This window comes from Paenibacillus sp. LjRoot153 (genome assembly GCF_964253085.1).
In the GTDB taxonomy this organism is placed as follows: Bacteria; Bacillota; Bacilli; order Paenibacillales; family NBRC-103111; genus Paenibacillus_E.
Genome location: NZ_CAXUQH020000001.1, coordinates 1,033,382 through 1,045,710 on the forward strand (window position 1 = coordinate 1,033,382; position 12,329 = coordinate 1,045,710).

Here is a 12,329-nt window from a genome sequence, read left to right on the forward strand (position 1 = left end):
AAGGGAGGACGTTTATCATGAAAAAAAGGTTACATCCGCAAATGAGTAAATCCATCGCATTAGCTTCCGTTCTAACACTGACTGCTGGGGTGGCTGCAGGTTGTGGCGGAGGAAGCAAGGAAGCGGTAAGCGCTGATGCAAGCGCGAAGCCATCCGCTGCAACAACGGAAGCCGCGAAGCCGGCAACTCCTTATAAAATGTCAATCATGATGCCGAGCTTCAATCCGGAGCCGATGGCAACCGACGGTGAGATTTTCAAGAAAATTCAAAGCGTGACAAACACAGAACTGAAATTGAATTGGGTGCCATCTGCGACCTATTCGGATAAATTAAGTGCAACGGTCGCCTCAGGCGAGCTGCCGAGTGTCATTACCGTTTTGAATCAGAAGGTACCTTTCATTGTGAATTCCGTTCGCTCAGGCATGTTCTGGGAGCTCGGACCTTACTTGAAGGATTACAAAAACCTGAGCCGTATGAACCCAATTGCCTTGAACGCGATTTCCATCGACGGGAAAGTGTACGGGATTTATCGGGAGCGGGATTTGGCGAGAGACGGGATTACCCTGCGTAAAGATTGGTTAGACAATCTGGGCTTAAAGGTGCCGAAGACGATTGATGAGTTCTACAATGTGCTGAAAGCTTTTACAAATAATGATCCCGATAAAAATGGTAAAAATGATACGGTTGGTCTCGTCGAGCAGCAAGTTCCAGCGGGTTGGAGAGACATGCTGGCTTGGCATGGTGGCCCTGCGGATTGGGAATTAAAGGACGGCAAGATGAGTCCAGCTCACCTGTCACCAGCGTACTTGGAAACGATGAAGTTCTACAAAAAGCTATACGATGAGAAGCTGATCAACCTCGATTTCGCGGTAGTCAAAGACGGCCGCCAAGTGATGAACAAAGGAACAGCGGGAGCTTGGGTTGCTAACTTGAATGATGCGAATGGGATTGAAGAGCAAGCGAAGAAGGTAGATCCGAAAGCCAAAGTCACGATAATTGGTGCATTGGAAGGGCCTAAGGGACTTCGCAGCATTGCGGGAACAGGATCCTACGGGATTTTCATGATTCCCAAAACATCTGTAAAAACGGAAACTGAGCTGAAAGCGATTTTGAACTATTTCGATAAATTATCTGATAAAGACATGCAGAATATGCTCTATAACGGAATTGAAGGCCGTCAATATACCGTTGAAAACGGTGAATACAAGAAAACAGCGGATCCTAAATTACTCGTAGAATACGGGATGGGCGATTCTTCTCAGCTTGCTGTATTGAGAGATCAAGTGACAACTTTCGGTCCTGAGCTTGTTCACCAACGGGACAATGTATGGAAAGAAAACGCGAAAATCGCGATTGAGAATCCAGTAAACGCTTTTATTTCGGACACGGCTAGCGAAAAAGGCAAGGAACTGGATAAATTGATCGAGGACGCGAGAACGAAATTTATTATGGGCGCGCTTGATGAGAACGGCTGGAATAAAGTCGTGGAACAATGGAAGCAAAACGGCGGCAGCAAGGTAATCGAAGAGTACACAGCCGAATATAACAAATCAGCCAAGAAATAATTAAAGTCTTGTGCCCCGCTGTCAGGGTCTGTGTTTTTCCCCATGACACAGATCCTATTTGTTATACTAGAGGAATTGACAGTAACCAAGACTAGCCTGCTGAAGGAGACAACCGGGGCATGAAGACACATACTTACTTACGCAAATTAATCGTGCTGACGCTCGTTGTGGGGGCTTTTCCAGTTCTCATTTTGGGGTGGTACTCCTATACGTATTCCTCTCATACCGTTCTGGAAAAGGTAAACGAAAGCAACGCACAAATCTTGCGTCAAACGCAGCTGCGCGTCGAGCAAACCTTGAAGACTATCGATTACACGGCGTCGCAATTGCTGAATACCCCCCTGATGGCGAGCGCGATTGGCAAGCGGCTTACCATCACGGATGCGGAGCTTATCAACGATCTCTATGATAACCTTCTGGGGATACAGACCTTCGAGCTTGGGATCAAGGACGTCTTCCTGTATAGCCTGGAGAATGACTGGTTAATTAACAATTCAGGTTTTAACGAATATAGTCATGTGAAAATGAAGGATCTGTTGCGTGAGTTCGCTACGATGCAACCTGGCTCCAAGTGGGTCAGCATGGACTTATCCGAGCGCTATGATGCGGAATCATTGGTCGTGAGCAATAACTATACGATTATGAATGTGAAAAAGTGGCCGATCAACTCCCTGAAGCCTCAGGGGATGATGGCGGTTCTGTTGTCAGGGAAGGAAACGAACAACCTGATCGATTTAGAAGACGACAACATGGGGCAAATGTACATCGTGGATGAAATGAACAAGCTCGTTGCTCATCGAGACCGAACACTGATCGGGAAGGATATGTCGCAAGAGGCGTTCATTCGTCATATTGCAGAATCTAGTGAGGCAACTGGGCTGTTCAAGTCCAAAGTGCAAGACGAGGATATGTCCATTTCCTATCGCAAGTCGGCCTACAATGGTTGGACTTACGTGTCTGTGCTCCCGATCAGCGAGATGACGAAGCGGGCCAAAAGCATTGCATGGACGTCCTTATGGGTCAGTGTCATCGCTTTATGTACGTCTGTTATCATCGCAGTACTTGGTACACGCAGCGTGTATAGGCCTGTAAGGAGCATTTATCGCTCACTTGCAGATGCCAAAACTTCCCGTGAGGCGAAGGACGAATTAGGCGTTATCAGCGAAGGCATTCAATCGCTTTTGTCCAATCAATCGCGTATGCAATTTCAGTTAGAGGGCCAACAGGAGCATATGACCGAGCTGCTCGTTCGCAAAATGCTCACGGGCGAGGCGAAGTCATCCGAGATTCAAGAGCGACTCCAGTATTATGGCTATACCTTGGAATGGGATAAAATGCGCGTGCTGCTCTTCCAAATCGATGATTTAGCGGAAAGTCGGTTTGATGAGAAGGACCGTGATTTATTGCTCTTCGCTATCAGTAATATCGTTTCGGAACTGGTGCCAAGTCAGGAGCGGTTGGCCCCGATCGTTTTTCAAGATGCGGTGCTATTGATTGCAGGTACACAGATAGGCTCCGAAGAAGCCTTCAAGAATAAAGTGTTCGATATGGCCGTAGCCATCCAGGAAGCGGTGAAAGGATACTTATCCGTAGAAGCAAGCGTAGGCATTAGCCGGAGCTTCACGCATTGGATGGATGCGGAGCAAGGCTACGCGGAATGCGTGGTGGCGCTGAAATATCGCGTGCAGCTCGGGAGGGAGGCGGCATTGTTCATTGAGGACGTGCAGCCTAAGAAAGGCAAGGAGAGTCTGTATCCGAAGGAAGCGGCTGCGCAATTAATTGATGCGATTCAGTCGTCAGATAAGACGCGTGCGCATGAAGCGTTAGCGATATTCATTGAGAATGCGTCCAAATCCGTCGATAACCACAACGATTATCAGCTTTCACTCGTGCGTCTGTTGGTAGATTTGATCCGTCTGCTGCAAGATTCTGGCATCTCGTTATATGCGCTGAATCAGAAGGAGCGTTCCTTGTTCGACGAGCTGCTGCACCTTCATGCTGCCCGAGAGATCGAGGCTTGGTTCTACGAGCAAATTGTGGAGCCTAGCATCGGCTTGCTGGAAGAGCGGAGAGAAACGCAATTCCGCACGATTTCGGATGATGTGAAGCGACTGATTGAGGAAGCGTTTGATACGGATTTAACGTTGGAAAAATGCGCTGCACGCATTAATTATCACCCGCAGTACATCAGTCGGGTGTTCCGTCAGGAGACAGGCATTAACTTTGCCGAGTATTTGGCTCAATACCGTCTCGATATTGCCAAACGTTGGCTGCGTGAGACGAATATGACGGTCACGGATATCGCCGAGAAGCTCAAATACAACAATCCGGCGAATTTCATTCGCTATTTCCGCAAAATGGAAGGCATAACCCCCGGACAGTATCGGGGTAAACCAGAGAAGTAAGGAAAGGACTTTAGGAACAGGTAGTCTGCTGACCTAAAGTCCACCTTCATCACGATTTGGAAAGCGCTTCCTTATTATATATCCAACTATTTTGATGGGAACAGGAGGTAATTCGGTGTTAATAAAACGATTAACAAGTATGCTTTTGCTCTTGGTATTGCTCTTCACGGCAAGCATTGTTGAAGCAGCTGAGCCGTCAACGAGTCTTGCAGCGATCGGGCAGAAGAAGCAGGGCGAATCGTTGACGATTCAAGGAACAACTAGCTTGCAAGAGGTCATCGTTCAGATTATGCGGCCTAACCATACGCTGTTGGAAATGGACCAACTGACGAAGGCGGAACTGCTCACAGGCAAAACCATAACATTGCCGACGAATGCACCACTGGGGAGCTATACGGTGAAGGTTGGTTCCGGAAGCGATGTTAGCGTGGCAACGTTCGTCGTTATTGCAAGCGGGGGCGGTGATCCAGATCCGGGGACGGATCCAGGGACAGACCCAGGAACAGATCCGGAAACGGACCCAGGTACAGATTTAGGAACAGATCCTGTAACAGATACTCCGACAAAGCCTGAGCTTCCTAGCGTGAAGCCTGACGGCATCGGTGAGCTAGAACTTCAAGCTGTGGGCAAGCCTGACGCAGCTGGCGTGGCGAAAGCAGCTGTAACACTGGAAGCGCTAGACCAGGCCTTCGCCAACGTGCAGGGCGCTGCTTTGTCCAAGCTGACGCTCGACGTACAGAAAGTGGAGGGCGCGCAAGCCTATGAAACCACCCTTCCTGCTGCAGCCCTTACCGAAGGAGGCAGGGTGCGACAGCTGAAGCTTCAAACCGAGTTCGGCTCGTTAACTTTGCCGAGCAACATGTTTACAACAGAGGACATGGTAGGGAAAGCGAATGTGTCCATCACGCTGCACCATGTCCAAGCGGATAGCTTCTCGGAGCAAGTGAAGGAAGCAATTGGCGATCGCCCCATCGTTGACATTCATGTGAAGCTTGATGGTAAACCTGTGCCTTGGACTAATGTCCAAGCGCCTGTCAACGTATCGATCCCATACCAACCTACGGTAACGGAGCGGAATCACCCGGATAACATCACGGTTTGGTATCTTGATGAGAGTGGAAAGCCCGTACCTGTAACAAGTGGCAAATACGACGAGAGATCAGGCACGGTGACGTTTACCACCATACATTTTAGCCAATATGCCGTCGTCTACGTGACGAAGACATTTGGAGATATCGCCAAATTTCCATGGGCTCAGAAGCAGATAGAGGCCCTCGCAGCCAAAGGAATCATAGCAGGAACTTCGGAGCAGGCCTTTTCTCCAGCGGCCTCGATCAAACGGGCTGATTTTGTCCTGCTTCTCATGCGGACATTAGGAATGACAGCGCCAGCTGGGGAAAGCTTCGCAGATGTTAACGCCAGTGATTACTATCACGATGCGATTCAGACGGCAAGAACGCTTGGCATTACTCAAGGCTTTGGCGATAACCAGTTCAAGCCAAACCAAACCATTTCCAGACAGGAAATGATGACGTTTACAGCGAGAGCGCTGACTATCTCCGGTAAGTTGAAGTCTGCCGGATCCGGCGCGAATTTGGCCGTATTCAAGGACGCTGCTGATGTAGCGAGCTATGCTTCGGAGAGCATCAAAGCGCTGATTCAGCAAGGGATCATCGAAGGCAGCGATGGCTTGCTGCTACCGTTGGCTAGTACGAGCAGAGCAGAGACAGCCGTTATGCTGTACCGGATTTATCATTTATCGGGAGGTAGGTAAGGATGGGATTATTTAAAAAGCATTGTGCTGCGCTGACCGCAGCCCTCATGCTCACTTCAGTGGCCATTAACTTTGCCCCGCAATCTGTCCATGCAGCGAGTGTAAACATGGAGGCGGACTATGCGGTCTCTGAAGGGCCGCTCGTGAGAACGGAGCAATTTAACAATACGAATTACACCCCTTTGCCTGTCCATGTCGTGGATGAATTGAAAGGGATTAAGACGAAAGTCGTACGGGATTTTGTCAAAATCAACTGGTATTACAATAAAGATAGTGCGAATAGCGACTATTTGGCCTACTCCATCGACGATGCACGGAATGCGACGAATCCAGATTTGCTGAGCGCACGCAAAGAAACGTATGATTTCATGTCACAATTTTCCGATTCCCTCCTCATCTCCCTGGCCTATTCCTATGGCGGCGATGCGAATCCGGAGAAGAACCGTTTGATCGCAGGCGAAACAACGATGAATTGGCCGGAATTTGATAAGGCCATGAAGAAAATCATTTATACGTTGAAGGAAAAGAATCCAGAACTTGAGTACATCGAGGTCGGCAACGAACCTAACCTGGAGCCAGCATTTTACGGGCATACCAAGGAAGATATCCCCGGTTATATGCGCATGTATCAAGGGATGTCGGAAGCTGTGAAATGGGTCAATACACAAGGACTCACTGGCCAATCCGTTAAGGTGGGAGGCCCGGTTTTATCTGGATACAACTTTGAAAAGCAGAAACAGTTTGTCGATATCGCCTATGCCAATGGTTATCAAGTGGATTTCGTTTCTTGGCACCGCTATCAAGAGGATGTGCGGATGAATGAGACACAAGAAATTCAGATGAAGGGCTATCTGCATCAGTTTTATCCGAATGCCACCACGATTGTGAGTGAATACGGTTGGAAGGGCGGTGGTGGCTTAAGCGACGCGACGAACAATGTCGGTCTCGCCAAGCAAGCGGCCTTCATGACCGATTCGGCATACTTCTATGCGCGCGGAGGCACCGACATCCCGATGAACTGGGTCGCGGTGCATACGCTCAACGCGTATTTCAAAAACCAATTCGATGTCGACTACGCGTTAAGCAACGGGGATACGACGAATTGGCAATCTTTTACCAATAGCGATCCTAGATCCTTGCAGTATTTGAACTTACGCGGTTGGCGTGAATCCGCTTCGACCTCGAAGCCGATGAAAATCAAAGAGATTCGCTTCTTTGACAGCAGCAATAATCCGATCCCGATTCCAAATGTGCTCAATGATCCTAGCATTGCAGCTGTAACAGACAATGACGATGCAACGCTTTTCACGCAATCCGATTATTGGACGTGGTTGAAGTTTGATTTAGGTTCCAATGCGCCAGCGATCGCGAGAGTGGATATTAAATGGGGGAGCACAGACATCAACACGTTCCAACTCATCGGGACGAGTGATAAGCTGAAATACTACGAGGTGCTCGGGCATACCTTTTTCACACCTTATTTCAACACAATGCGTATGTTTGCTCAGTTAGGGGATACGCGCGTTAAAGCCAGCGGTGGCAGCACAGACATCTATGGGACGCGGATGTTAGCCACGAAGAATAGTGATACGAAAGCTACGATGATGGTTTGGAACAAGCAAGGTGACGGTACAGCATCCGCCAATGTGGATATTAGCGTGAAGAACTTACCTGCGGGCTTCCAAGGGAAAAGCGTACGCTACAAAAAACTGCTTGTCGATGAGTCTCACAGTAATCATGCGTATAACAAAATAGATGACCTGCAAATGGTCGATGAAGGAATCATCAATCTTACCGACACGATCGTGTTAAGCCAAACGCTGGAGAAAAACGCGGTCATGCTCATCGAGCTGGAAGCCGTAGATCCGAGTATCAAAAATATCGTGTCCGCAGGTAAAACGGTAACCCTATCTCCCGGCATGACAGGCGGGGCCAACCTTGTGGATGGCAATGAGGCAACGGTAGCTATTGCTGCTACTAATGCGTATCCGCAAACGGTGACAGTCGATCTAGGCAAGTCTTACCAGCTTGCGGGGATGGGCATCGATTGGACGAATAGCGCCTCCAGAGGGTACACCTATAAAATCGAAACCAGCTTGGATGGTATCAATTTTACACTAGCATCGGATATGACATTTAGCTCGAACCCCGCCTACGTACCGCCTCTGGGAAATAGTCTGGCGTGGTTCACCGGGAAAGCGCGTTATGTCAAGCTAACAGTAACAGGCTCTACGTACGATGGCCCGCTGTCGATTAATGAAGTGAAAGTATTTGCAGATGGGATGTACAAAAATGGGTTCGAATCCGTTGCGGATCGGGATACTTCCGCTTGGACGATGACAGGGTATAGCAGCGCCTCCACGCCATGGACATTCGCAACCGACAGCGTGACGAACAACACTTACGCAATTCCGGTAAATACGTATGGCACAACGCCTAGCTTTGCCATCCTTGGGGATGACTTAAAGGACTACGGGGTGGAAGCGCGTGTAAAGGTAGCGAATAGCAGCTATACAGGTAATGTGCAGATGGGGTTGCTGGCTAGAGCGAGCACCTATAATAGTCATTATTATTTTAAATTAATGAGAACGAGCACGACGAATCAAGCGATCTTGGAAAAACGCCTCAGCGGAACGACGACGGTTCTTGCGACGGTCGATTTGCAGACACCGATTGATTCCTCGAAATGGTATAAGCTCAATCTGGAAACGATCGGCACGACAATTAAAGGGTATGTCGATGGTGTTCTTGTCATTGAAACGACGGATACAAGCCGTACGAGTGGTAAATTCGGATTGCGCAGTCATGATGCTTTAGCGAGCTTTGATGATGTGAGGGTATATCCGATCGTACCGCTGCTTGGCAGTATCAAAGTAGATGGCGTGACGATCAATAGCTTTGATCCTAAAATCAACAGCTACACGGTACTTGTGCCTTCTTCGACGAGCACGGTGACGGTTACTGGCTCAGCCTATGGGACTGGCAGCATCTCCGTTTCGCCAGCTTCAGGGCAAGTGACGTTTGATGCGGTAGGACAAGAGAAAACCTACACGATTGCTGCCTTATCCAGTGAAGGGAATGGCGCGAATTATTATTCGCTTAGGCTTAAGCAAGCCAGCTCTGATGCGACGCTAAGCAGCTTGAGGCTGTCCGTTGTCACTGATCCATTGACATCTCCAGTTCAGAAGCTGCCAGCCATGAGTATTGCACTCATCCCAGGGCAAACGGAATATACGATTCACGTACCTTCCAGAACGAATTATGTCAAAGTCGTTGAGGCTGTACCGACAGCGAGCAATGTGGCAACAGCGCAGATCTCAGATGGCGTTATGGTAAATGGAACAGGTACTGCGAAGGTGACGGTTACCTCGGAGGCCGGCACAACTACGGTATATACGCTGCATTTGGTAGCGAATGCAGAGGCTCCGACCGGAGCGGTGCTTTATCAAGAAAATTTTGAAAATGGCAGCTTCAATTCCGATCCTTCTACAGGGTGGAACAATGGGGCAACACCGAATGGTGCCTCCTCGCATTTGCGAGTCGTGGATGAAGATCAAGGTAAGGTGCTTGAGAAATATACAACGACGAGTATGGCCTTTACCGTGGGCCAAAGTGCATGGACGAATTACGATGTGCGGGCAAGGGTTAAAGCGCAAGTCGGAACTTCACTGCCAGGCGTGATTGCGCGTGCTTCCGATGATGGGAAGAACTTCTATATGCTGCGCATTCATAATGGTACCAATGGCTTAGCGGGCGGCAGTACGGGTTATGTGTCCTTGGGCCGCATGGTGAATGGCAGTCTGAAGGAGCTGGATAGCAAAAAAATTCCTTATCCTTACATCGTCGGGAATTGGTATCAATTGAGGCTGGTCGTGGATGGCAGTCATCTTAAGGGCTATGTCGATGACAACCTCATTTTCGATGAAATCGATAATGGCGCCTTGTTTTCTGGGAATCTGCCTGTATTAATACAAGGGAAGGCGGGTATCCGAGTCGCCAACCAAGCAGCTAGAATCGACGATTTTCTTGTGACCGAATTGACAGATGACGTCGTTGTCGTGCCGCCGGTTGAAACGCCAGTACCATTTTCCATAGAAGGTCAATTGAACAGAAGTAATGGGCTTAGTGCGAGTGTACTTGTTAGCCGTACGGCAAATGCAGCTGATCACCCGGGAACGGAAGTTGTCCTTTTCCAACTACTCAAAGGCACAACACCTGTTTCTTATGTCGCTATGGAAAGCGAAATTGGCGCGGGAAATCGTGTGGTCGGACACTTTGATGTAGCGGACCCTGAGAATATGAGCTATCACGTGCATGCTTTCGTGGTTAGTTCATGGGATCTCCTGAACGAAAGCTTGCCACTTTCTCTATCGAATAAACTGAATTTGGAATAAATGAAATAGACAGGCTGTAATCCGACATAAGCGTCGTGGTTACGGCCTGTTTCTGATGAAAGTCGTGATATGACTATAGACGACAATGTTTGAATCCGCTTACAATTACGTTGTCTTCAGCGGTACGCGCGGCCGAGGAAGCACCCAATAGGCGAGGAGTGGTAATCAATTGAACACGAATTGTTCGAGCTTTGTGATCAAGGTAGTGATGATGCTTTTTACTTTTGCGATAGGCTTTACGTGCTTACCGCTCAGCATTCCGCTTGCCGCAGCGGCTGATACGATTACCCTTACGAAAGGGACGACATACCAAGCGATCGATGGTTTTGGAGCGGCGGCGAATAAGCCGGTGTACGATTTGCAGCACAATATGAGCGCGGTGAATCAGAGCGCTATTCTGGATAAACTTTTTCTCAACAGTGGCTCTAACGCTGGTCTTACAATGATTCGATGGGAAATCAATCCCTTCAAGCTAAGCGAGGACTCATCGGGCATTGAGATTTCCTATTGCGGATGGAACAATTGCACAGAGGACTGGACCACGGATTCGCACCAAAGGTGGTTTGCTGACCAGGCATTGTCCCGTTACAGTGCTATGCAGTTCTATGCCGTTCCATGGAGCCCTCCTTCGTGGATGAAAGACACAGCTACAGTAAAAGGCGGCCATTTGCTTCCCGCTCGTTATGCGGATTATGCCAACTATGTAGCGAGGTGGGTCCAGAAATATCGGGCTGATTTCGGCTACAACGTCAAGTGGTTAAGCATTCAAAATGAACCTGATTATGAGAATCCCTTGTGGGCAACTGCACGGTACTATAACGCAGAAATGGACAGTGTCATTGGTGAGGTTGATAGCGCGTTGACCAGCAAAGGGATTAGGTCGCAGGTCAAGTTAACGTCTCCTGAGGCAACATCGGAGAATGTCGCGATGAATTTTCTGAACAATATGCCAACGAACAAAAGCCTCGTGGACTATGTGGCCTATCATAATTATGGCAATGACAATAGCACGCTTTATGCGGAAACAAAGCCGAAATTAATGACCGAATATAATTTTAAGGATGAGACGAATAATCTCTGGGATCCTGGCAATACGACCTATGATAATCAACAAGCGATCGATCTCGCTGTCCGAATCCATCGTGCACTGACCACCGGTGGCTCGAATGCGGCCAAAGGGTTCTTGTATTGGTGGAGTGTTGGCAGCAATGAGAGCTTGGCGCAACAGTTAATCAATCTGGACACGAGCGGAGACATGTATGCAACGAGTAAGGTTTTATACGCGATGGGTAATTTCAGCCGTGTGATGAGACCTGGCTATGTCCGTATTCAAGCGGCTTCCAGCAACCCGTCCTTATTGGTTGTGGCGACGAAAATCAACTCAACCAGCAAAGCGCAGCTCGTCGTCATCAATACCTCATCATCGGATATCACGGCTACCGTGAGCGGGTTCAGTACATCCTCAACCGCAGCGTCCAAGCTGAAAACCAGTGCCACCGATAACCTGACGAACATGACGGATGTCACACTCTCAGGGGGATCGTTTACGCAAACCTTTTCAGCCAAATCTGTCTATTCTTTTTCGGAGAAATAGGCAGGATATAATTTCGCGCAAAATAGGTAAACCTGAAATGAGGTGATTTTGTGCGAATCAAATTAATATTGACATTATGCCTATTCATTGGGACTTTATTGACAACTAGACAGTCTACCCTAGCTCGTCCCTATGATGAAAATGGGAATAAGCAGGATTCGATTGAATGGATCGCTTTTTGGGATTTTCCACATTCGCGAGAAGGGCAACTAGAGCGTATGTTGCCCACAGAGTTGCAAAGACGCACGTTATTTGCTCTACAAGAGCGAAAATACTTAAAGTCAGGCAAAGAATTCTTATATTGTATCGACCCCTTTGAAATAACAAATATGAAGAAGGATGATGCCGGTTTTTTGGAGTTAACCGTTTTTGCAAGGGTTCACGAAGTCATTAACAATGAAAAAATGAAAGCTGAAGAGTATCAAATCAGATTCAAACACAATTACGATTTGGGGTTTGTTGTCATTGAATGCAGTAAAGTTGCCGGATAAAAAGAGATCGAGTTCATTGTGGAAAAGCCTAAAAACGTTTTTTAAATAAAAGAGTAAGTACTATTAAAGAAACCACTCCATTGGCAGGAGTGGTTTTGTCTTTATA

At 48.1% G+C, this 12,329-nt stretch carries 6 protein-coding genes; all 6 read left to right on the forward strand.

Features of this window, described 5'->3' with window-relative positions:
• Positions 1–17: 17 nt before the first annotated feature.
• Complete coding sequence (locus ACSQ8P_RS04735; RefSeq protein ID WP_436234118.1) at positions 18–1,565, forward strand: extracellular solute-binding protein; 1,548 nt, start codon at positions 18–20, stop codon at positions 1,563–1,565.
• Between the two features lie 119 nt (positions 1,566–1,684).
• Entirely contained in the window at positions 1,685–3,970 is a 2,286-nt protein-coding gene (locus tag ACSQ8P_RS04740; RefSeq protein WP_436234119.1) for a helix-turn-helix domain-containing protein, read from the forward strand.
• 115 nt (positions 3,971–4,085) lie between these two features.
• On the forward strand, positions 4,086–5,744 hold the full coding sequence (locus tag ACSQ8P_RS04745) for an S-layer homology domain-containing protein (RefSeq protein WP_436234120.1): 1,659 nt from the start codon (positions 4,086–4,088) through the stop codon (positions 5,742–5,744).
• A 2-nt stretch (positions 5,745–5,746) separates the two neighbouring features.
• Positions 5,747–10,138: a family 16 glycoside hydrolase gene (locus ACSQ8P_RS04750; protein WP_436234121.1), complete on the forward strand. Its 4,392-nt coding sequence runs from the start codon at positions 5,747–5,749 to the stop codon at positions 10,136–10,138.
• Between the two features lie 169 nt (positions 10,139–10,307).
• Positions 10,308–11,732, forward strand: a complete 1,425-nt coding sequence (locus tag ACSQ8P_RS04755; protein ID WP_436234122.1) for a glycoside hydrolase family 30 — start codon at positions 10,308–10,310, stop codon at positions 11,730–11,732.
• A gap of 50 nt (positions 11,733–11,782) precedes the next feature.
• Positions 11,783–12,223: a hypothetical protein gene (locus ACSQ8P_RS04760; protein WP_436234123.1), complete on the forward strand. Its 441-nt coding sequence runs from the start codon at positions 11,783–11,785 to the stop codon at positions 12,221–12,223.
• The last annotated feature ends 106 nt before the right edge of the window (positions 12,224–12,329 follow it).